This window comes from Stomatobaculum longum, from assembly GCA_000242235.1.
Lineage (GTDB): Bacteria > Bacillota > Clostridia > Lachnospirales > Lachnospiraceae > Moryella > Moryella longum.
Genome location: JH590863.1, coordinates 442,206 through 463,730 on the forward strand (window position 1 = coordinate 442,206; position 21,525 = coordinate 463,730).

General features: G+C 51.1%; 18 protein-coding genes and 1 CRISPR repeat array. Of the genes, 16 read left to right on the plus strand and 2 right to left on the minus strand.

Going from position 1 to position 21,525, the window contains the following annotated elements; genetic code table 11:
- Positions 1-14: 14 nt before the first annotated feature.
- Positions 15-1,151 carry a glycerate kinase family protein gene (locus HMPREF9623_RS07875; RefSeq protein ID WP_009533369.1) on the minus strand — a complete coding sequence of 379 codons (1,137 nt, stop codon included), beginning with the start codon at positions 1,149-1,151 and terminating at the stop codon, positions 15-17.
- A gap of 153 nt (positions 1,152-1,304) precedes the next feature.
- Between HMPREF9623_RS07875 and HMPREF9623_RS07880 the strand changes: the two genes are divergently transcribed.
- From HMPREF9623_RS07880 to msrB, 7 genes are all read left to right on the plus strand, one after another.
- Positions 1,305-2,450 (plus strand): CdaR family transcriptional regulator, encoded by a 1,146-nt coding sequence (locus HMPREF9623_RS07880; protein WP_009533370.1) that lies wholly within the window; start codon positions 1,305-1,307, stop codon positions 2,448-2,450.
- Positions 2,451-2,790: 340 nt separating this feature from the next.
- The gene (locus HMPREF9623_RS07885) at positions 2,791-3,378 is read left to right on the plus strand and encodes a hypothetical protein (RefSeq protein WP_009533371.1); all 588 of its coding nucleotides are present in this window, start codon (positions 2,791-2,793) and stop codon (positions 3,376-3,378) included.
- A 32-nt stretch (positions 3,379-3,410) separates the two neighbouring features.
- Positions 3,411-4,217 carry a hypothetical protein gene (locus HMPREF9623_RS07890; protein ID WP_009533372.1) on the plus strand — a complete coding sequence of 269 codons (807 nt, stop codon included), beginning with the start codon at positions 3,411-3,413 and terminating at the stop codon, positions 4,215-4,217.
- Positions 4,218-4,351: 134 nt separating this feature from the next.
- Positions 4,352-5,347 carry a hypothetical protein gene (locus tag HMPREF9623_RS07895; protein ID WP_154646138.1) on the plus strand — a complete coding sequence of 332 codons (996 nt, stop codon included), beginning with the start codon at positions 4,352-4,354 and terminating at the stop codon, positions 5,345-5,347.
- Positions 5,348-5,356: 9 nt separating this feature from the next.
- On the plus strand, positions 5,357-6,592 hold the full coding sequence (locus HMPREF9623_RS07900) for an ATP-binding protein (protein ID WP_009533374.1): 1,236 nt from the start codon (positions 5,357-5,359) through the stop codon (positions 6,590-6,592).
- 121 nt (positions 6,593-6,713) lie between these two features.
- Positions 6,714-7,217, plus strand: a complete 504-nt coding sequence (locus tag HMPREF9623_RS07905; RefSeq protein ID WP_009533375.1) for a rhodanese-like domain-containing protein — start codon at positions 6,714-6,716, stop codon at positions 7,215-7,217.
- Positions 7,214-8,131 carry a peptide-methionine (R)-S-oxide reductase MsrB gene (msrB, locus tag HMPREF9623_RS07910; protein WP_009533376.1) on the plus strand — a complete coding sequence of 306 codons (918 nt, stop codon included), beginning with the start codon at positions 7,214-7,216 and terminating at the stop codon, positions 8,129-8,131. Before HMPREF9623_RS07905 ends, msrB begins: the two co-directional genes overlap by 4 nt.
- Positions 8,132-8,409: 278 nt before the next feature.
- Here msrB and HMPREF9623_RS07915 read toward each other — a convergent pair whose 3' ends face one another.
- Positions 8,410-9,498, minus strand: a complete 1,089-nt coding sequence (locus HMPREF9623_RS07915) for an acyltransferase (protein ID WP_009533377.1) — start codon at positions 9,496-9,498, stop codon at positions 8,410-8,412.
- Between the two features lie 167 nt (positions 9,499-9,665).
- Between HMPREF9623_RS07915 and HMPREF9623_RS07920 the strand changes: the two genes are divergently transcribed.
- The 9 genes from HMPREF9623_RS07920 (at position 9,666) to cas2e (ending at position 19,994) form a co-directional block, all read left to right on the plus strand.
- A complete protein-coding gene (locus tag HMPREF9623_RS07920; RefSeq protein WP_009533378.1) occupies positions 9,666-10,208 on the plus strand; it encodes a prolyl-tRNA synthetase associated domain-containing protein in 543 nt (180 codons plus the stop codon).
- 393 nt (positions 10,209-10,601) lie between these two features.
- Positions 10,602-13,409: a CRISPR-associated helicase/endonuclease Cas3 gene (locus tag HMPREF9623_RS07925; RefSeq protein WP_009533379.1), complete on the plus strand. Its 2,808-nt coding sequence runs from the start codon at positions 10,602-10,604 to the stop codon at positions 13,407-13,409.
- Positions 13,378-15,030 (plus strand): type I-E CRISPR-associated protein Cse1/CasA, encoded by a 1,653-nt coding sequence (gene casA, locus HMPREF9623_RS07930; protein ID WP_242822166.1) that lies wholly within the window; start codon positions 13,378-13,380, stop codon positions 15,028-15,030. Before HMPREF9623_RS07925 ends, casA begins: the two co-directional genes overlap by 32 nt.
- Positions 15,031-15,041: 11 nt before the next feature.
- Positions 15,042-15,674 (plus strand): type I-E CRISPR-associated protein Cse2/CasB, encoded by a 633-nt coding sequence (casB, locus tag HMPREF9623_RS07935; RefSeq protein ID WP_009533381.1) that lies wholly within the window; start codon positions 15,042-15,044, stop codon positions 15,672-15,674.
- Between the two features lie 74 nt (positions 15,675-15,748).
- Complete coding sequence (gene cas7e / locus HMPREF9623_RS07940) at positions 15,749-16,828, plus strand: type I-E CRISPR-associated protein Cas7/Cse4/CasC (RefSeq protein ID WP_009533382.1); 1,080 nt, start codon at positions 15,749-15,751, stop codon at positions 16,826-16,828.
- A complete protein-coding gene (gene cas5e, locus HMPREF9623_RS07945) occupies positions 16,825-17,499 on the plus strand; it encodes a type I-E CRISPR-associated protein Cas5/CasD (protein WP_009533383.1) in 675 nt (224 codons plus the stop codon). The genes cas7e and cas5e overlap by 4 nt, the downstream gene beginning before the upstream one ends.
- Before the next feature lie 13 nt (positions 17,500-17,512).
- Positions 17,513-18,148, plus strand: a complete 636-nt coding sequence (gene cas6e, locus HMPREF9623_RS07950; RefSeq protein ID WP_009533384.1) for a type I-E CRISPR-associated protein Cas6/Cse3/CasE — start codon at positions 17,513-17,515, stop codon at positions 18,146-18,148.
- An 8-nt stretch (positions 18,149-18,156) separates the two neighbouring features.
- Positions 18,157-19,098, plus strand: coding sequence for a type I-E CRISPR-associated endonuclease Cas1e (cas1e, locus tag HMPREF9623_RS07955; protein ID WP_009533385.1), 942 nt, complete (start codon positions 18,157-18,159; stop codon positions 19,096-19,098).
- The gene (cas2e, locus tag HMPREF9623_RS07960; RefSeq protein WP_009533386.1) at positions 19,095-19,994 is read left to right on the plus strand and encodes a type I-E CRISPR-associated endoribonuclease Cas2e; all 900 of its coding nucleotides are present in this window, start codon (positions 19,095-19,097) and stop codon (positions 19,992-19,994) included. The genes cas1e and cas2e overlap by 4 nt, the downstream gene beginning before the upstream one ends.
- A gap of 32 nt (positions 19,995-20,026) precedes the next feature.
- Positions 20,027-21,519: a CRISPR direct-repeat array (repeat unit 29 nt; unit sequence GTTTTCCCCGCACACGCGGGGGTGATCCT).
- Positions 21,520-21,525: the final 6 nt, after the last annotated feature.

The following is a 21,525-nucleotide window of genomic DNA, read 5'->3' on the forward strand; positions in this document are numbered from 1 at the left end:
GGTAACCTCCTTTTTTATTTGAGCAGGAACAGGCGCAGTGCCTGTTCGACCGTATCTGTCATATTCTGTCTCGCATTCTCGGGCTCCATGGCCTCCTGAAGTGTCGAGATGCGGCGCAGTATCGGGAAAAAGGCATCGATGCCGTGTGCATTGCAGGCGGTTGCATCCTGAGTGACCGCACCCGCGAAGGCGATGACGGGCTTTCCGTACTGCTTTGCGATATGCGCGACGCCGATCGGCGCCTTGCCCATGACAGTCTGTCCGTCGAGCCGCCCCTCGCCGGTAATCACGAGGTCGGCCTCTTTCACATAGTCCTCGAGGCGGGTCTCCTCAAGCACAATTTTGATGCCGGATTCCAGCTGCGCGTCGGTAAAGGTTAAGAAGGCAAAGCCGAGGCCGCCCGCCGCGCCCGTTCCCGCCTGCCGCGGGTTCGCCTTCTCGTACTTTTCGCGCGCCAGTGTCGCATAGTAGGCGAGCCACTTGTCCATCTGCATGATCATGCCGGGATCGGCGCCCTTCTGCGGGCCGAAGACCGCGCTGCAGCCCTGATCGCCGCAGAGCGTATTGGTCACATCGCAGGCCACGCGGAAGGTGCAATCCGCAAGTTCCGGCATGACCTTCTCATCCGAGATGCGGTCCAGAACCTGCAAGCCCTTGGCGCCGAAGGGAACTTGCTTGCCCTCGCTGTCAAGGAGCCCGTAGCCGAGCGCCTGTAACATGCCGATGCCGCCGTCATTCGTCGCGGAACCGCCGATGCCCACAATAAAGTGGCGGCAACCCTTGGAAATCGCATCCCGTATCATCTCTCCGACCCCGTAGGTCGTCGTATTCAGCGGGTTGCGCTCCTTTTCTTCGACGAGGGTGATGCCGGCAGCTGCAGCCATTTCGAGGATCGCGGTTTTGCCGTCCTGCAAAATGCCGTAGACCGCTGTGACCGGCGCGCCGAGCGGCCCTGTGACGCGCACCTCCTGCAGAGTGCCGCCCATACCTATGGTGAGCGCCTCCACCGTGCCCTCGCCGCCGTCCGCGAGCGGGCGCACCAGGACTTCGGCGCTGCTGTCCGCCCTTAGAATTCCGGCGCGGATTGCATCGCCCGCCTCAAGAGAACTGAGAGATCCCTTGAGAGAATCAATGGCGACCACTACTTTCATCTCATTTCCTCCTTGCTTTGTTTTCGGATGCTTGTCGACAGCCGGGACTGTCTGTCTGTTATTAGAATAACGAAATCGCCCTGTTGAATCCATGTGTGAAAGGACAAGAAGTGCTATACTGTAGACACAATTATTGGTACGGAGAACAAAGGAATGGCGGAAATCAGCAAAAAGACAGCGCAGCAGATTGTGGACAGCGTGAAAGATGTCTGCGGGCACGATGTGAACTTTATCCGGCCGGACGGCAGCATACTTGCGAGCACGAACCCCGAGCGGGTCGGCACCTACCATGAAATCGGGCACCGCGCCGCACAGGAAGGACAGCCGATCGAAGTCATGGAGAACGACAGCTTCTACGGCACGCAGCAGGGCGTGAACCTGCCCTTTTCGCACCACGGAACCATAGTCGCGGTCATCGGCATCACCGGCGTCCCCGAGGAAGTGAGAAAGTATGCCTACCTCGCCCAGCGCATCACGGCCCTTCTGCTCCGAGAGCAGGAGTACGATGCGAGAAACCGGAACGAGCAGGTCGAGACCGACTATGTGGTGCGGGCGCTGAGTTCGGGGAAGCCCATGAACCACGGCTTTTACCTTGACTTCCTCGCGTCCCACGGCCTCAGCGAAGAGGTTCGCTATCGCACCGTACTTGTGCGTCTCTCAACGCGCTATAACCCCGCGAACCTCTCGATGGTGGAGCAGAAAATACTGACCGTATTCCGTGAGACCGGGAGCCCGCTCTTTACCTTCCACTTTCCGAACGAGTACATCCTGATCTTGCCGAAGGGGGACTATCCGCCGAGACAGCAGCAATTTGAGCGGCTCGCCGCAGAGTTCCGGGAAATTCTCTCGGTCGGTGTGGGGGCTGATCACAAACTGGTGCATCAGTACCGCTCGTTTCGGGAGGCGCAGATTGCGGCCCGCGCGGGCGCTGAGAGAGCCGGCTACGCGGACTTTGAGCAGCTCGATCTGGAACTGCTGAGCGGTTCCATTCCGGTCGCGGTTCGCGAGAGCTATGCCACGCGAACGCTCGGAAAGTTGAGCGAAAAAGAGAGACACATCTTGGAAGTTTACTTTGCCGCGGACTGCAGCTTAAAGACAGCGGCGGAGAAGCTCTACATCCACAAGAACACGCTCCAGTATCAGCTCGACAAAATTCATGCGCTGACCGGCTACGATCCCAGAGTGTTTCGCGAGGGTGTAATCCTGTACCTCGGGCTGCAACTGGGGTTCGGGAACACCGAGGCGAATGCGGCGGAAACTACGGCGGAAAACACCTTGGGAACGACATCGGGGTTTTGACGGAGTGAGCTAAGAAGGCGGAGTGCAGCGTACGGGAAGAGGAAGAAAAAGGAGAAAGCCGAAAGGGAGAAAACCAGAGCGGCTCTATCCGTTCTTCGGAACCGAAATCTTGGGCGAAATGTGTGATTGGAAGCGCAAGGCGGTGATCTGTATACAGCTAATCGGAAGCTGTGATTCAGAATGCCGTATAACTTGCCGGTTTGGAGGCCGGTGCTTTCAAAAAAACGCTGAAACAGGAGAGTTGGCTTGAGATTTGCGGGGCAAAATTCTATAATAAAAAGAATGTGAACCATAGTCACGGTAGGGGAATCCGGAAAGCCAAGGAGGCAGAGAAAAAGTCATGTCAGACTTACGTATCAACTGGATTGACGAGTGGGAAAAGAAGGACGTGGATCTCGAAGAACTGCGCCGCGCGCTGGAAAGCGGTGATTCCGCGCGCTACAGCGGAAAGGCGTTTCGAGACATCGGCGGCAAGTGGAAGAAGTACGCAAAGTGCGGCGTGTCGAATCTGTACCTCTTAAAGGAGACCGAGGACGATAACGACGGCCTTGCAAACGCCTACTATGCCTACTCAATCACGGACGGTGTGATTGCCGATGAGGATTTGGAACAGGTTCGCGCGGTCTGCGCCGAGAACCTGAGCACAAGCGAGATGCGTGCGGTCTGCTCCTTCTGTAAGCCGAACGAGTGGTGGGATACCAATCCGAGCTACCACACAAAGCTGGCGGAAAAAGGAGAGACGGATTCCCTTTATAGCTTCCTGATTGCGAAACTCTTCCCGGCGGGCATTTTGCTTACCTCGCGGAGCGTCAAAAAGAAAGAGTCGCAGCGCCTTGCCTGCTCTGCGATTGCCTGGGGACTGAAGGAGGGCGGTCTCTTTAAGAAGGGCGCCTACATGAGCTATACCATTGACAACGAGCTTCTGTGAGTGAGCCGGAAGCCGAATTGAGGGGAGAAGAGATGAAGACATATTTTGATGACGGCGCAACCATGGAGTTTTCCAATAAAGGCATGCTCGGCGCGGGGTATACCCTTCGCATCGCGAAGGACGGTTTCAGCTATAAGAGCTTAAACGGCAAGGTCGATGTGGATATGAAGTTTGCGGAGATCGGTTCTCTGTTTCTGACCAACTACTGGAGCCAGAACTTCCACTACAGAGTCTTGCTTCGCGACCTGAACATGAAGAATATGAGCGTTCCGGAGCTGGATCTCGATACCAGAACCTGGAACAACGGCCACAACATTCGCGAGACCAAGCCGCTGCTCCTTGCCTTTGCCGCGAGCAAGTTGGGAGCTGAATTCCCGAACAATCTGGACAGCCTCGAGACAGAGCTCGGCGCAACGCTCGGTGAGAAGATTATCCGCCTCTCGGGCGGCGTCATCATAGGCGCAAAGCATCAGGTGAAGCTCGCGGATATCAAGAGAGTGAAGTGCGTTTGCAACGGTGCGCTCGGCACGCTCTGCGTTTACACGAAGGCAAAGGGCGGCTTCTTCGACATGCCGGATATGAAGCTTCCGCTGAGCGAAGTCACCCTGCCGCTCCTCGAGGCCGTGATGACCCGGAATACCGGCAACGGCATTGACTTTAGCCAGGGCAACGGCTTTGACCAGAAGAACTCGGAGTACATCATCATCCGCTACATGGATTCCGGCTTCTTTGTAAGCGGAGACGGCAGCTTCCGCGAGCCGTGGCAGGAGATCGCCTACCGCCGCATCAAGGCATATAACTACGATGTCAACGAGCACTGGGGCGAGAAGATGGGCTGAGAGTTATAAGAGAATAAGTGCACAGTGATAAGGGAAAGCAGCTGCTTCAGAGATGAAGGGGCTGCTTTTCCGCGATATCAGAAGCTAATATTGTAGATTGTGGATTAAAGTAAGAGGTGAAAAGGATGGGGACTATGTCTACAGTAGAGTCCGCACTTAGTAAAATATCATCAATGTGGAATCCTATTGTTGAAGTGACTAATCTTCTGGAAAATGATAATCTGAGACTCTTGTTTGAGGATGAAAAGGAGAGAACTAAACGAAAGGTTGTGTCATTAATTTTGGTAATATTATCCGTAGATATGATTCTTCTATCTACCGGAGTGATTTTGGATTTTCTGATAAGAAATATGGGTGAAGAATCGATAATTCCTGTTGGATATTCAGCTATATTTATTTTAATGATTCTTGTTTATAACGGCTTGAGTTCACCTGATGTATTTACAAAAGATAAGACTGTACAGAGAATTTCAAGAAAGGCAACACCATATTTGTGTTTTAGTTTTTGTTTTACTATTATGATAGCTATAACCCCGGGAGATAGATTCACTATGTTGCCTGCCATGGGCATTCTTGCATTGCTGTCACCTATAATGCCATCAATTATAATAGTTCGAGAATTAAATAAGCGACAAGTTAGAGTATGGTTCGAAACTAAACATAAAAATAGATATTATTATTATACCAGAAAGGGCGAATATTGTTATTGCGGAACCAAAGCAACTATTAACCAGAATGGTAATATTTTGAGGCTGTTTTTGTGGAGTGACTTTGTTTCAAAAAAATACGAGCTCCATATCGAAAACAAAACTGAAGTAAAAGAGCGGATTACAGCAATATTGAATGAAATCAAAAGGGGAGTAGAAGAGAGCAATTCAGAAATATATGCGAATCAGAATCAAACAAGCGAAATTAAAAAATTGATATCTCAATTAGAAGAGGAAAATGCAAATAAAAGTATATACGTTGAAATGACGAATAAGCTAGATTCGTTTAATGGAATATTAAATCATATTGTTGAACAGCCGGTACAAGCACAGGAACAGACAAATCAGCAACAAGAAATAATAAATAAGTTGGAAGAATTAATGAGACTAGTGGAAGCGCTGAACAACGAGATGCAGGAATAGGATACGAATATGGAGTACATTCACCGGCAGATTGAAGATGTGGTGTGCAAAGCGGCGCAAAGTTTCAAGGCGGTGCTGATTACCGGTGCGAGACAGACGGGAAAATCAACGCTTTTGCGAGAGTTGTTTCCGGAGCGGAAACAGCTCTCCTTTGACGACCTCTTCCTCGAGGAGCAGGCAAAGGAAAATCCGGAGATATTTATGATGCTGCATGAGCCGCCGGTTGTCCTGAATGAGGTGCAGCGGGTACCGGATTTATTCCGCTACCTGAAGTTGCACTGCGATGGTAGCGAGGCAAAGGGGCAGTTTCTGCTCTCGGGCTCGCAGCCCTTCTCGCTGATGCGGCTCGCCTTCGAGTCTCTGGCCGGAAGAGTGGCGGTTCTGGAACTTTCGACTTTATCGCTCCGGGAACTGACGGGCGACAGCTTTAGCGCGCCCTTTGTGCCGGGCCTTGATTATCTGCGGGAGCGGCAAAAGACAGTGGTCAAGCCTAAGAATATCTGGGAATACATCCACCGCGGCGGGTATCCGGGCGTGCAGGATGCGACTGTAGATTGGCAGATGTACTTCTCAAGCTACGTAAAGACCTATCTTGAGCGGGACGTGCGCGAACTCTCGGCGGTGCAGGATTTGGATGCGTTCCGGAAATTTATGATTGCCTGTGCGGCGCGAACGGGGGAGATTCTGAATTACAGTAACATCGCGGGAGAAATCGGGAAGGATGCCGATACGGTGAAGCGCTGGCTCTCGATTCTTGAGGCGTCGGGCATCATCTACCTCTTAGAGCCCTATACCGCCTCGGTGTTAAAGCACGCCATTAAGACGCCGAAGCTTTATTTCCGAGACACGGGCCTTGCTGCCTATCTGACCAGATGGCTCACGGTTGAGACACTGGCAAACGGCGCAATGAGCGGGGCCTTTTTTGAGACCTTTGTGATTTCGGAGATTTTAAAATCCTATGCAAACCGCGGTCTCGATTACCGCTACTTTGTATCCTATTATCGCGGACGGGATTTGAAGTCTACGACTGAGTCTGAGATTGATTTTATTATCGAAGAGAACGGCATCCTATATCCGGTGGAAATCAAACAGAGCAGCAGACCGAAGGCAGATATGACGGCGGCGTTTCAGCTGCTCGATACCATCCCGGAGAAGAAGCGCGGCATGGGCGCCGTGGTCTGCCTCTGCCCAGAGCCGGGCGTGCTGCGGGAAAATGTCCTTGCACTTCCGGTCTGGTATATTTGAATTCCTGTTCCCTTTTCTGACCAAAGTGGTATACTATAAGTGAATTTCGAACCAATTTCGAAATTGATGCATCAGAGCAAAAGTTTGAGAAAGCGATACGATAAAAGGAGGAAAGAAAGCCATGAAGAAGAGACGCTACCTCCTCGCAGTTGTTGCGGCACTTGCACTGCCGCTGCTGGTATCCTGCGGGAAGAAGGCCGAGTCTGCGGAGACAAGTAAGGCAACAGAAAGTGCGGTATCGATGGCGGCTGCCGAGACAAGCAGCAGCGCTTCGATGAGCACAACAGGCGAGAGCAAGGAGGAACAGGAGACCATGGGCTATCAGACAATCGATCAGGATACGGCACGGGAGATGATGAAGCAGGACGACGGTCACATCATCCTCGATGTGCGCACCAAGGAGGAGTATGACAGCGGTCACATTCCGGGTGCGGTGCTATTGCCGAACGAGGAGATCAACGGAACGAGACCGGAAATCCTGAAGGATCTGGATCAGCCGATTTTTATCTACTGCCGCAGTGGGCATCGAGCTGGACTTGCGGCGGAGAAATTATCAAAGCTCGGCTATCGGAAGGTCTACAACTTTGGCGGCGTCATGACATGGAAGGGGGAACTGGTAAAATGACCATCTATCTCGCAGGCGGATGTTTCTGGGGCTTACAGAAGTACTTTGACCAGTTCCCGGGCGTGCGCGCGACCGAGGTGGGCTATGCAAACGGTCCGGACAGTGCTCCTACCTATCGGGAGGTCTGCGACAGCAGCGGGCACGCGGAGACCGTGAAAATCGAGTATGACCCGAAGGAGATTTCGCTCCGTGAGCTACTCGATAAGTACTTTCTGGTGATCGATCCGCTTTCCGTAAACAAGCAGGGAAATGACAGGGGCATTCAGTACCGCACCGGCATCTACTATGCGGATCAGAGCCAGCTTTCGGAAATTCAGGCGGTTTATGACGAGCAGGAGGCAAAATACGGCGCGAAGCTCGCGGTCGAGCTGGCGCCCATACAGAACTTCTATTCGGCAGAGGAATACCACCAGAAGTATCTCGATAAAAATCCGGACGGCTACTGCCACATTCCGCAGAAGATGTTCCATCTAGCGGAAGAGGAGAGCAAGGAGACGCTCCGCAAAAAGATTGGCGACCTCTCCTATGAGGTCACGCAGAACGCCGCGACCGAGCGCCCCTTCACCGGTGAGTATGATGACTTTTTTGAAAAGGGCATCTATGTAGATATCGTGAGCGGCGAGCCGCTGTTTAGCTCCCTCGATAAGTTTGATTCCGGCTGCGGCTGGCCCGCTTTTTCAAAGCCGATTGAAGGAAAGGAATTGAAGGAAACCACCGACCGCTCGCACGGCATGGTCCGCACGGAAGTGCGCTCCGCGCAGGCGAACTCGCACCTCGGGCACGTCTTCCCCGACGGTCCCCGCGAGACGGGCGGCCTTCGCTACTGCATTAATTCCGCCTCGCTCCGCTTTATTCCCTATGACAAGCTGGAAGAAGAGGGCTACGGGGAATATAAGAAATTGTTCGAGCGCTGAGTGGCAAAAGCAAGTGCGTAAAAGCAAATAGGTGAAACGTGAGCCCCCGCCGGGTCGAAAGACACGGCGGGGGCTTTGCTGTGAATCATGGACAAGGTCAATCGAATGCGTCGAAGATAGAGTGCGGAAAGAAAACTGAGGGGCGAATGGGAAGGTCGAAACCGAAGCGGCATTGTAAGAAGTTCGAATGATGAAAGAACCGTTGAAAAGCGGTAAAACGATACGGATGCCGATGTCAGACAGAGGACTCGACGGCGGGCTGTCACCGCAGCGGAGCCTCAAAACTTGCGCCGGAAGAAAGCCGTAAATGCCCGAATCCCCTTTCGGAACAGTATCGTGCAGAGCGCGGAAAGGACAACGATACCGAGGCTCTCGAGGAGATTCAGATACCAGGAATTCCAAGCGCGGATGTGCGGATAGAGCGTACAGTCAAGGATAGTGTAAAGTAAAAGATGTAAGAAGAAAATGCCGAGCGTATGCTGCCCGATGACACGTCCGATCCACTGTTCCGGCGCGGAGACAGCAGTTCTGCCGACAAAGAGAAGCATGAGTCCCGCGGCAATCAGCATGGTGGAAGCGTAATAGTAGCCGCTCACGATGTGCACGCCCTGCCAGGACCATAGACCGCTTTGCAGATATTTAATGAGCAGCAGTCCGGCGAGGCCGAGCACAATGCAGACCGGCGCAAAACGCCGATAGCGGGCACATTTCCCGCGTTCCGCATAAAGGCATTTTCCGAGCAAGAGGTAGAGGATATAGACCGCATAGGTCGGATGAAACGGACTCAGGGTCGTGAGCAGCATCATATCCGGGATATGCTTTCCGGATAGTTTTTGCAGCAGCCGGAAGAATAAATCCAGATCAAAGGTCACACAGGAGAAAACGAAGAGCAGCAGCATGAGATAGAGCAGGAGCTTTTTCTCGCGGCAGAGGCGTAATAGCGGCAGGATAAAATACAGGGTAATCAGCGCCTGAAAATACCAGAAATGTCCCGTGCTGACGCCCGGGATTTCCTGAAAGAGAAAGATGTAATTTACGAGATTCGAGAGGCTGCCGTCAATCGGCACCGCGTAAAAAAAGTGCATGAAAGCCGCATAGAGCATTTTCCAACAGATTACAAGCGCATAGAGGCGGCCGATCGAGGCTAGATGCCGCCTGTAGTTTATGCTGCCTGTCCGGTTTAATTGAATGGCACCCGTGACCATGAAAAAGACGGGAACCGCGCTCGTGCAGAGCATCATAAAGGCGTTGTCAATCACACCGCCCGGATTCAGCTCTGCATTGTGGAGAAAGACGACCAAAGTTATGGCCAGAGCTTTGAGTAAATCCAGCCGAACGGCCCGCTGTCCGTTTTGTTCCGTATTCATTGTTACCCTTTCCTGTTGTAAGCCGCACTGCCGCCCCGGCAGGCGCTTTATGTCCATACTACATGGAAAAAAGCCGAAACGCCACAGACACTTTAATTTTGCGGCAGCGCGGGAAATGCGCTATCATGGTATGGATCTATTATTTTGAAGGATAAGAGGAAAACGCTTTGCATGTAGAACACGGCAGACCGAAGGACTGCGCCGATAGAACAGCGCGGGAACTTGCGGTCTATGATTTGTTGGATCGACTGGACATTCCGTATGTGCGCGTGGATCACGCACCCGCCGAGACCATGGAGGTCTGCGCGGACATCGACACAGTGTTAAACTGCCGCATTTGTAAGAACCTGTTTCTCTGTAACCGGCAGCAGAGCGCTTTTTATCTCTTGATGATGCCGGGGGACAAGCCCTTTAAGACCAAGGAACTCTCGGCGCAGATCGGCTCCGCACGCCTCAGTTTTGCGCCGCCCGAAAAGATGATTGAGTACCTAGGGCTTTACCCGGGTTCGGTGAGTGTCATGGGGCTGATGAACGACAGCGAACACAGAGTACAGCTTCTCGTGGATCAAGACCTCTTTCGAGACGAGTACATCGGCTGCCATCCCTGTGTGAATACATCCTCACTCAAATTGCGGCGCACGGATATCTTTGAAACCTTTTTGACGGCGGTCAAGCACAATTACCTTTCCGTGGAATTACACGGGGAATGAGAAGCACGGGAGTTAAGAAGACAAGAGTTGGATTACACGGTATTGTATCTTTGAGAAAAAAGATAGGAAAGAGGCGGTTGCGGAAGCAGCGGCCTCCTTTTTTGTCCGGAAATTTTGAAAAGGGAACGTGAGCGAATAATGGAGTCCCGAAATTCGGACAGGTGCTGTGGTAAAGTAAAGATAACAAAGCTGAGGGCGTGAGGGAGCGCAGTCGAGAATCCGAAATATCGAAACGCATAGAAATGACAGTTCAAAATTTCGGGAGATGATATAACCGCATCAAAATATATAAAACTGAGATAAGAATCAAAGCAAAAATATGCAATTATAACTTGAAATCAAGATTATAAGCGCTAAAATGTAAGAGAATGTTAAGAACTCGGGGAGGAGAGCATGAATGTAAGCAAGCTGATGCGCAGTCTTGCGGCAAAAACCAATCCGAACGACAGCGCGCAGTGGCTGCCGCTCTGGATGCACGCGCGGGACACAGCGGGAATCATGAAGAAACTCTGGAAGCATTGGCTTCCGGCTGCCGTACGGCGAGAAATCTGCGGCGGCAGCGAGGAGGCTCTACAGGAAAACGAAGCGCTGTTTCAAAAGGTGTGTGTATTCCTGGGTATGGCGCATGATATCGGCAAGGCAACGGCTGTGTTTCAGGCGCGCATTCTGGAAATGTTGCCGGAGGTGCGGGAGCGGCTTGCGGAAGAGGGGCTGGAGATAGCAGATATAAAAACTTTTACCGATCCCTCAGCAGTAGCGCATGCGTTGGCCGGGCAGGTGATTTTACAGCAGCGGGGTGTGAATGAAGGAATTTGTGAGATTGTCGGCGCACATCACGGAAAACCTCAGGAGGCGGTGAGCGAGTCTACGTTTGACGGGCATCTCGTCAATTTCAGAGGCAAGGATAGTGATGCCACGCTGTGGGTTGAGATTTGGGACGCCTTTCTTCGATACGCCTTAGAAGTAAGCGGCATTCAAGATGCATCGATTATCCCGGAGCTCTCCGGACCGCAGCGCGTTTTACTGTCCGGGCTTCTCGTCATGGCTGACTGGGTCGCGAGCAATCAATTCTACCACCCGACGATATCGATTGACGAGTTGGGACGGGAAGACATGTATCCCAAGCGGACTCGCAGTGCTTGGAAAAAGTTAAAGCTTCCGGCTGTCTGGTCTGCCGAACTTGGCGGAATGGACGAGGCAGCTTTTGCGGAGAATTTTAGCTTTCCACCCAACGAACTACAGAAGGCAGTGCTTGAGATATCAGAAGCAGTCAGCTCGCCGGGTATCCTCATTGTTGAGGCGCAGATGGGCGTCGGTAAGACCGAGGCGGCACTTGCTGCCGCCGAAACATTTGCCGGAAAGTGCGGAAGCGGCGGGCTCTTTTTCGGACTGCCGACACAGGCGACGGCAAACGGTATATTCCCGCGTATACGGACTTGGGCGGAGGAACAGGTTGCGGTTCAGGGAGAGAGCAAGGAGAAGCTCTCGATACGCCTTGCGCACGGCAAAGCAGAGTTAAATCAAGACTATGCCGATTTGCTGGAAGCAGGGAAGGGAGAGTTCACGGGGGAAGCATGCATCGGTGAGGATGAAGATAAGGCGCTGGTGGTACACAGCTTTTTCCGCGGCCGCAAGCAAGTATTGCTCTCCGATTTTGTCATTGCAACGGTCGATCAGATTTTGATGGCCGCACTGAAGCAAAAACACTTGATGCTCAGGCATCTCGGCATGGCGGGAAAAATTGTGATTATCGATGAGGTGCATGCCTACGACGCCTACATGAACGTGTACCTGGAGCGCGCACTCTCCTGGCTCGGTGCCTATCATGTGCCGGTGATTCTTCTCTCGGCCACCTTGCCCGCTTCAAGGCGCATCGACTTTGTGGATGCCTATCTGAATACATCCAAGCGAGAAATACGTGAGCGCGAAAAGCGGTTTACGCAAGGCGAAGAAGCGGATTGGAGATATTCGCGCGCGTATCCGCTGCTTACCTGGACCGACGGAAAAGAGGTTCATCAAAGGGGATTGCAACTACAGAGTGTATCGCGAAGTGTGGCGATTCGACGAGTCAAAGAATCGGGGCGCATTCAAATACTACAAGAAAAGTTGCGGGACGGTGGCTGCGCAATCGTGATATTAAGCACCATACGGCGAGCGCAAGAGTTTGCCAAGGAAGTAAGAGGGCAGATGCCGGACGCGGATATTGTCCTCCTGCACAGTGCGTTTTTGATGCCGGATCGCGCAGCGCGTGAGCGTGAATTGTTACAAAAACTGGGAAAGCGCTCCACCAAAGCGGAACGGGATCATTTGATTGTAATCGGAACATCGGTGCTCGAACAAAGTCTGGACATTGACGGAGATGTGATGTTAACCGACCTTTGCCCCATGGATTTACTCCTGCAACGCTTGGGACGCTTACATCGTCATCCGATTCATGACAATATGCGGCCGGAACAGCTGAAGGCGGCACAATGCTATGTTATAGAACCGGATGAAGATGCGTTTGAGTCCGGAACACGCGCCATTTACGGGGACTATCTCCTCATGAGAACCAGGAAGCGCTTGCCGGACAAAATCACACTGCCAACGGATATTCCGAATTTGGTGCAGGATTGCTACGACGACCGGGAACCTGATTGGGAAACCGAAGCTGATAAGGAAATGTACGGAAAAGCGAAAAAGGAAGAGGCGAATAAGACCGGACATAAAAAGACGAAGGCGGATTCCTATTGCCTCGATAAGCCCAGAAGAAGTCTTGAAAACTGGATTAGCAATGTGGAGACCAAATTGGACGAGGAGGAAGCAGAGGCGCAGGTAAGAGACTCGGAAAACAGCATCGAGGTGCTCTTATTCGTCCAAAAAGGAAATGAAATCCACTATCTTCCCTGGCAACACGAGGGGCAGAGACTTTCGGTCGAACGAATTCCCTCTCCGGAAGAGAAGCGAGACTTGTTGCGGCAAAGTGTAAAGTTGCCAAGTGCGCTCTGCCGTGAATATCAAATTAAAAAGACTCTTGATGCGCTGAAGCCGATGAATGAGCTTGTGTTATCCGGTGAGTGGAAGCACGACCCGATGTTAAGAGAGGAGTCATTTCTCCTGTTGAACGAACAGCTGGAAACAGAACTTGCGGGTTTTCGTCTATGGTACTCGAAGGAGGAAGGCCTGTTTTATGAGAAAGGAGCTGCGGATGATAAAACCTGAGTTTAACCTGCTGGATGAGCCGTGGATACGGGTTCGAACACGAGATTGTCGTGTCGAAGAGGTATCGCTCAAAGATATGTTTGTCCATGCGCATGAATATGAGGATTTGGCCGGTGAAACGGCTGCGCAGGACGTGGCCATGCTGCGCCTGTTACTTGCAGTACTTCACTGCACCTTTTCTCGGGTGGATGAGAACGGTGAAGAGAACTTACTGTTTGATTTGGAGGACGATGAGCTAGAGGATGAAGTGTTTCGGCGCTGGAAAGCATTGTATGACTTGGGACATTTTCCGGAAGAGCCGATTCGAGAATATTTGGAACAGTGGCGGGAAAGGTTCTGGCTGTTTCATGAGGAGAGGCCGTTTTGGCAGGCAACCAGCGCAGAAGCGGGAACTGAATATGAAGTCTCTAAGTTAAACGGCGAGATTTCAGAGAGTAGCAACAAGCTGCGTTTATTCTCGACACGGGCGGGAGAAGGAAAGAAAGTGCTTTCCAATGCGGAAGCGGCAAGATGGCTCTTATATCTCAATGGATTTGATGACACTTCAGCCAAGCCAAAGAAAAAGGGGCTGCCCTCGCCCGGAGCCGGATGGCTTGGAAAATTAGGCATCATCACAGCTGCTGGAAAAACACTGTTTGAAACCCTACTCTTAAATCTAACTTTGCTGAAAGACGGGAGTAAAGCGTGGCAGCAAGAGAATATTGCAGTTTGGGAGAAAGAAAAGGCGCCTTATAAAGAGAGAGAAGAGATACAATTGCCGGAAAATCAGGCGGAATTACTAACCCTACAGTCGAGACGGCTTTTACTGCATCGAGCTGATGAATTCTCTGTAGACGGATTTACGCTGTTAGGTGGGGATTTCTTCCCGAAGGAAAGCGCTGCGACAGAACAAATGACTCTTTGGGGAAGAACGGCAGACAAGAAAATCATTCAGTATCAGCCGAGACGACATAGAGCCGGTATACAGATGTGGAGAGAGTTTGCTTCGATTTTTTGTGCGGAGGAAGGAACTTATCTGCCAGGAATTGTCAGGTGGAATCAGGCGCTTTACAAGAATGCCAGGCTAGGGGAAAAACAGCAGTGTAACTTTAGAATTGTTTCCGTGCAGTACGGAGACAAAGACTTTTTTGTTAATGATGCGTTTGAGGATCGGCTTTCATTTGCCGCCGGTTTGCTTACAGAGATGCAACAGAATTCCGGAGAAGCCTGGCTATCACGAATTAAAAGTGAGGTTGAAAGTTGCGATAAGCTTGCCGGCATTGTCGGAGGACTGGCAAAAGATTTAACAATCGCAGCGGGAAATGATACAGGTGGGAGCGCTTTTTCGGATGCAAGAGAAACTTGCTACGCTGCTCTGGATTTTCCTTTCCGTGCATGGCTGAATTCGATTGAACCGAGTAGTTTGGGTGAAGCGATGGAAGATAAGATACTGGAATGGCAGCGGCAGGCGAAGGAGCGAGCATTGGTGCTCGGACGAGAGCTGACGCGCAATGCGGGCTTGGTCGCCATGGTGGGAAGAGAGCAGGGAGAAGTTTATTACTCGGCTCCGAAAGCATTTGAAGTCATGGTGCGTAAAATCAACAAATTATATCCTGCTTTGCGGAGCGCGAACAAGAATTAAAGGAGGCGTGCATGGAAGAAAAACATAAGGTACTAAGTAAGGCGAGTCTTATCTCCGGATTTGTAAAGTCCAAGCTATTGCAGTTACAACGGAATCCGAGAGATGCTGAGGTTCGTGCAAAGCTTGCAAAGATGCGGCGCGGTATCGGTGAGCAGCCGGGAGCGGTACCGGAGCTCTGGGATTTATTATTCGATGGATTGCCGGAGGAACTGGAAGGAAGAGGGAATGACCCCAGTCGAGCAGAGAAGGCAGTTTATACGGCACTGACGCTATACGCATTGCATCAGCAGGGAAAAGATCTTCACAGTGAGTTCATGTATCTGGAAAACAATACTTTGGGACGCGCAGTCGGGCAGTTGGCACGAAAATCGAATGGGAATGAAGAGGCAGTCATTCGGCGTTTCAATGTGGTTGTCACTTCGGCAGACTTGACGGAGTTCAGTTGGCATTTACGAAATATTATTCAGCTTTGCAAGCGCGAGAGCATTCCGTTGGACTATGCGGCATTAGCAAGAGATTTGTACGAGTATCAGGACTTGAATCGTCTTGACAATGTGCGGCTTAAATGGGGGCGTGATTTTTACAGGGAACTATCCTATCGTGAGAAGGATGAAGATGAGGCAGGAACCGGATCGAAAGAGTAAAGCGTAGGGATTTGCTGTGGGGAAGAGCAGATTTTAATCTAGGAGAGGTCATCAAGACCGGAAAGGATAAAGATATGGATAAGAATAGATTGTTTGTGGACTTGCATGTGATTCAGACGGTTCCGCCGAGCTGCATCAACCGCGATGATACTGGTAGTCCGAAGACCGCTATTTACGGTGGAACCACGCGAGCGAGAGTTTCATCTCAGGCATGGAAGCATGCAATGCGCGAGTACTTCAAGGAGGTAATGACGGAGGAGGAGCTCTCTAAGAGAAGCAAGAGAGTGGTTGGATTGTTGGCAGAGGAGATACAGAAGTTAAATTCTGGTCTGAACGGTGAGAAGCTGGCAATTGATGCTTTGACGAAAGCAGGCCTCAAGGTCAAGATCGATGAGAAAAAAGGCAAGAAGGCAGAGTTAGACGCGTTATTTTTTATCAGCAGTGCACAAATCCAGGCATTGGCACAGCTTGCAGTGGATGGTTGTGAAGAAAAAGAGTCTTTTAAGAAGGCGTTGAAAGATATTCCCGGATTTGAAATTGCGCTGTTCGGACGCATGGTTGCTGCAGATCCTTCGCTGAATTATGATGCAGCTTCTCAGGTTGCGCACAGTATTTCGACCCATGCGGTACACAGTGAGTATGATTACTTTACGGCAGTGGATGATCTCGCGCCGGAGGACAATGCTGGAGCCGGACATCTTGGAACGGTTGAGTTCAATTCTTCGACTTTGTATCGCTATGCAACGGTCAACGTGTCAGAGTTGAAGAAGTGGGTAAAGAATCCGGAGCAGATTGTCAGAGTTTTTGCAGAGGCATTTATCTATGCGATGCCGACCGGAAAGCAGAATACGTTCGCCAATCGTACTGTCCCGGATGCAGTTTATATCACGATTCGTGAGGATCAGCCGGTGAATTTCAGCGGTGCCTTTGAAGAGGCAGTCATGAGCCGCAACGGATATAGCAAAGCGTCTATTGAGCGGATTCAGGAATACGCAGAGAAGAGTTACCGAAACTTTGTTGAAATTCCGACCTATGCATTGGGAACCGGCGAAGGCATCGAGAGACTTTGCGTTACCAAATCGGTGAAAGAGAATCTGGAGACTCTGGAGAATTGTGTTCGTGAACTTTTGGATAAAGCAGGGGAGGCGGAATGAGTACCTTGTTACTGCGCCTCGCTGCACCGCTGCAGGCGTGGGGAACCGATTCAAAATTTGAGGTAAGACGTACCAACCGTGAGCCCTCGAAGAGTGGAGTGATTGGTCTGTTGGCGGCAGCATTGGGACTTAGACGAGATGCAGATTTATCGGAACTATCAGCACTTCGCTTTGGCGTTCGTGTCGATCGAAACGGTGAAGTCATAAAGGATTTTCATATGGCAAAGGCTGAGAAAACTTCATATCTCACCTATCGTTATTATCTTTCCGACGCAATTTTTTTAGTCGGATTGGAATCGGAAGATCGAAGTTTCTTGGAAAAGATAGAGAGCGCGCTACGGAATCCCTGCTTTCCGCTTTTCCTTGGAAGACGTTCTTGTCCGCCTACTCTCCCTTTGGTGCTCGGTATTCGAGAGGATGTGTTAGAGATTGCATTACGGGAAGAAGAGAATCAAAATAAAGATTCGAAGAGCATACAGCAGAGTCATCGCTACATTCGCTTAGACTGTGGCGTGGCGGAACAAGAAGGTGCTGTTGTACAGGATTTGCCGATTTCTTTTAATCCGATGAAACGAGAATTCGGTTATCGGCGTGCAAAGGAAATCTGGCTTCGGGATGATGTGAATACCGAAGAATCGGCAGAAGAACACGATGCCATGGCAGAACTGTGAAAGGAGGGAGGATATGTATCTGACAAGAATGGAATTAGATACAGACAAAAGAAGCACAAGGAGACTCCTCAGCTCCCGCAGTAAAATCCACGGGATGGTGGAAAGTGCCTTTGCAGGAGGCAGAGAGCGGAGACTCTGGCGCTTGGATTCTCTTGGAGGTAGGCTCTATCTCCTTGTACTCAGCGAAGAAAAGCCAAACTTGGAGGCTGCGGTACATGAATACGGGAATCCGAAAGAAGGCTGTTTGACGAGAGATTATGAGCCTCTCTTAGCGCGTATCACCAAGCAGAGCCGGTGGCGTTTTCGCCTAGTCGCGAATCCAACGCAGAGCATTTCTCGTGCAAGCACAGGGCAACGCGGTGAGGTAAGAGCTTGTGTGGGCGCAGAGCAGCAAGAGAGTTGGCTCAAGAAACGAGCTGAAAAGAATGGGTTTATGCTGGAAGAAGGAGGCTTTCGCGCTGTCGGAAACAGTTGGCACATTTTCCATAAACGGGAAGAAAAGGACAAGTCTGTTTCTCTGCGTGAAGTGAGTTACGAAGGCATTTTAACTGTAACGGATGTCGAAAAGTTTAAAGAGCTTCTATGCCGCGGTATGGGCAGAGGAAGAGCTTACGGCATGGGATTGCTCACCATTATGCGTCTGCCCTGAGGTGAAAGATGAAGGAGATTCCAGGCATCATACGCCCGGAATTACAACAGTTGCCACAGGTCAAAGATCGAATGACCTTTCTGTATCTGGAACGCTGCAAGCTGAATCGACGTGACAGTGCGATTGAAGTTATGGACGATGACGGTACGGTAGATATTCCGGCGGCAGCCATATCGGTACTGATGTTGGGACCGGGCAGCAGCATTACCCACCGTGCGATGGAATTAATCGGAGACGTCGGCGTTACTGTCATTTGGGTTGGAGAGCACGGTGTCCGCTATTATGCAAGCGGACGCCCGCTCACCAAGCGAGCAGGTCTTTTGTTGCAACAAGCCAAGTTGGTTAGTAATCAGCGGTTACATTTGGCTGTCGTTCGAAAGATGTATGCAATGCGTTTCCCTTCCGAAGATGTAAGCAAGTTAACGTTACAGCAACTCCGCGGACGTGAGGGCAGTCGTGTGCGGGAAATATACCGCAAGCTATCCAAGCAATACGACGTTTCGTGGTCCGGCAGAGAATACAATCCAGAGGATTTCTTTGAGAGCAATGCGGTGAATCAAGCACTCAGTGCAGGGCATGTATGTCTTTACGGTCTTGCGCATGCAGTCATTGTTGCTTTGGGGTGTTCCCCGGGACTCGGTTTTGTCCATGTCGGACATGAACTCTCATTTGTATATGATATTGCAGACCTTTACAAAGCCGAGGTGACTATCCCTATCGCATTTGAAGCGGCGTCGCAAGACTTGCCGGACTTGCCCGCTTATGTTAGAAGGAAGACTCGTGATGCGATGGTAGAGCAGCACATTTTAGAGCGAATGATACGAGATTTGCACTATTTGCTTGCAGATGAGGAGGAAGCGGGAGAAGAAGAGAGTGTGGTTTACCTTTGGGATAACATAAGAGATACTGTTCCAAACGCCACCTCATATCGGATGGGTGATACACCATGATAGTGATTACACTTACCGATTGTCCCCCCAAGGTGCGAGGGGATTTGTCTAAATGGTTGCTTGAAATTTCGACAGGCGTTTATGTTGGGAATCTCAGTGCACGCGTACGCGATGAACTTTGGGGACGCATTTGTGAGCACCTCAAAGATGGCAGAGCGACCATGGTTTACAGCAGCAACGGAGAGCAGAAACTAGACTTTGCAATTCATAATACCAGTTGGCTTCCGGTAGATTACGACGGCATCAAGCTGGTGAGAAAGCCCGGGATAAAAAAACGAGAAAAGAATTCCGAACAAGTTGAGACAGAAAAGGCCGCGATGAGCCGTGCGGAGAAGTTCTATCAGGTGCAGCGAATTCAGAAGCATCAGGCACGCAAACGGAGTACAGCCGAGTATGTAGTCCTGGATGTAGAGACGACTGGCCTAAATATAGCACATGACCGGATGATTGAAGTTGCGGCTATCCGAGTAGAGGAAGGACGAGAAGTTTCCTGTTACAGTAGCTTGATTTACTGCGATGCTGTACCGGAGACAATTGTTGAATTGACCGGAATCACATCGGATAAGCTAAAAAACGAAGGAAAACCGATTGCACAGGTGCTTAAAGAGCTGCTGGAGTTCATCGGAGATACTCGCATTGTGAGTCACAATGCGAGTTTTGATTGGCGCTTCCTGCAGCAGGCTTGCAAGCAAAACGATATCTTGTCGGGGCATCCTCACATTACCGACACGCTGAATCTTGCAAGGCAAAAAGTAGATGAGGTGGAAGATTACAAACTCTTGACCTTATCAAAGTACTTTCATTTTGCTATACTGGAGCCGCATAGGGCGCTCGCTGACTGCCGCTTGACGCATCAGCTCTACGAGAAGTTAAAGCGGATCGAGGCTGAGGACTAGGATCAACCACGGAAATACGCCATTTCCGAAGTGTTTTCCCCGCACACGCGGGGGTGATCCTCTATGAGTTCTGATGATTGAATGAGACTATAGGTTTTCCCCGCACACGCGGGGGTGATCCTTAAAAAAGATATATCATTAGTAAATATTCTAAGTTTTCCCCGCACACGCGGGGGTGATCCTATGAAATGGGAAAATGCGATTGTGAATGTGGTGTTTTCCCCGCACACGCGGGGGTGATCCTATGAACAAGAAGGATTTTGAGAAAGCACTGGAGTTTTCCCCGCACACGCGGGGGTGATCCCTCATCCGGCTTTAAGTTCTCATAAAATTCGACGTTTTCCCCGCACACGCGGGGGTGATCCCAGGTTTGTGAACAGCTTGCATTGATTGAAGAGGTTTTCCCCGCACACGCGGGGGTGATCCCTGCCCTTCAGACATTGCGCCAGTTTCATCAAAGTTTTCCCCGCACACGCGGGGGTGATCCTGAATCGCGTTCACAGATAAAACCCTTAAGTTCGTTTTCCCCGCACACGCGGGGGTGATCCTCCTCCAGGATTTCAGCATGCAGGCCATTCTGCGTTTTCCCCGCACACGCGGGGGTGATCCTAGCTATCGTAAGTAGTCGTATAGTTAGTGAAAGTTTTCCCCGCACACGCGGGGGTGATCCTCATGCTTATATACAAGGAAATCTACAATATAAGTTTTCCCCGCACACGCGGGGGTGATCCCAACCGATAATTAAAGCCCTTATAGTTATCTTCGTTTTCCCCGCACACGCGGGGGTGATCCTCAGGATCACGACGGCGGAAGGCAACACCTCCGGTTTTCCCCGCACACGCGGGGGTGATCCTTATCCAGGTCATAACCTTCTGACTGGCCTCGTGTTTTCCCCGCACACGCGGGGGTGATCCTAGTATCATCAGCTTTGCCGTCAATAGCATTTCGTTTTCCCCGCACACGCGGGGGTGATCCTCAGAGATTCAACTGCTTTCATTGCCCCCATCTGTTTTCCCCGCACACGCGGGGGTGATCCTCACTAATAGCTTTTTGCGTTGCAATACTAGGGGTTTTCCCCGCACACGCGGGGGTGATCCCCCTTAAGTTCCTTAAGTTTATTTGCCGCAACAGTTTTCCCCGCACACGCGGGGGTGATCCTAAAGATGAGATACTAAAAAGAGCGGGTAAGCCGTTTTCCCCGCACACGCGGGGGTGATCCTGGATAATACAACGACAGTATTTGCAAATATGAGTTTTCCCCGCACACGCGGGGGTGATCCTATTTTGTCAGTTCCTAATTTTATAAAGCCGCGGTTTTCCCCGCACACGCGGGGGTGATCCTTTCTACATTAGAAAGTGCTATTAACGAGGGGAGTTTTCCCCGCACACGCGGGGGTGATCCTGCTCCGGCTAATCAGCTTAGAATCTTGAAAGCGTTTTCCCCGCACACGCGGGGGTGATCCCCGGCGCGCCTCTCTTTTGTCTACCCTTAGCATGTTTTCCCCGCACACGCGGGGGTGATCCTCCGTCG

Coding starts and splice junctions, on each gene's coding strand:
- cas1e (WP_009533385.1), top strand. CDS start 18,157: ATGAAGGAGATTCCAGGCATCATACGCCCGGAATTACAACAGTTGCCA.
- casA (WP_242822166.1), top strand. CDS start 13,378: ATGAGAAAGGAGCTGCGGATGATAAAACCTGAGTTTAACCTGCTGGAT.
- cas5e (WP_009533383.1), top strand. CDS start 16,825: ATGAGTACCTTGTTACTGCGCCTCGCTGCACCGCTGCAGGCGTGGGGA.
- HMPREF9623_RS07875 (WP_009533369.1), bottom strand. CDS start 1,151: ATGAAAGTAGTGGTCGCCATTGATTCTCTCAAGGGATCTCTCAGTTCT.
- HMPREF9623_RS07925 (WP_009533379.1), top strand. CDS start 10,602: ATGAATGTAAGCAAGCTGATGCGCAGTCTTGCGGCAAAAACCAATCCG.
- HMPREF9623_RS07900 (WP_009533374.1), top strand. CDS start 5,357: ATGGAGTACATTCACCGGCAGATTGAAGATGTGGTGTGCAAAGCGGCG.
- HMPREF9623_RS07895 (WP_154646138.1), top strand. CDS start 4,352: ATGTCTACAGTAGAGTCCGCACTTAGTAAAATATCATCAATGTGGAAT.
- msrB (WP_009533376.1), top strand. CDS start 7,214: ATGACCATCTATCTCGCAGGCGGATGTTTCTGGGGCTTACAGAAGTAC.
- HMPREF9623_RS07885 (WP_009533371.1), top strand. CDS start 2,791: ATGTCAGACTTACGTATCAACTGGATTGACGAGTGGGAAAAGAAGGAC.
- cas6e (WP_009533384.1), top strand. CDS start 17,513: ATGTATCTGACAAGAATGGAATTAGATACAGACAAAAGAAGCACAAGG.
- cas7e (WP_009533382.1), top strand. CDS start 15,749: ATGGATAAGAATAGATTGTTTGTGGACTTGCATGTGATTCAGACGGTT.
- casB (WP_009533381.1), top strand. CDS start 15,042: ATGGAAGAAAAACATAAGGTACTAAGTAAGGCGAGTCTTATCTCCGGA.
- HMPREF9623_RS07880 (WP_009533370.1), top strand. CDS start 1,305: ATGGCGGAAATCAGCAAAAAGACAGCGCAGCAGATTGTGGACAGCGTG.
- HMPREF9623_RS07915 (WP_009533377.1), bottom strand. CDS start 9,498: ATGAATACGGAACAAAACGGACAGCGGGCCGTTCGGCTGGATTTACTC.
- cas2e (WP_009533386.1), top strand. CDS start 19,095: ATGATAGTGATTACACTTACCGATTGTCCCCCCAAGGTGCGAGGGGAT.
- HMPREF9623_RS07905 (WP_009533375.1), top strand. CDS start 6,714: ATGAAGAAGAGACGCTACCTCCTCGCAGTTGTTGCGGCACTTGCACTG.
- HMPREF9623_RS07890 (WP_009533372.1), top strand. CDS start 3,411: ATGAAGACATATTTTGATGACGGCGCAACCATGGAGTTTTCCAATAAA.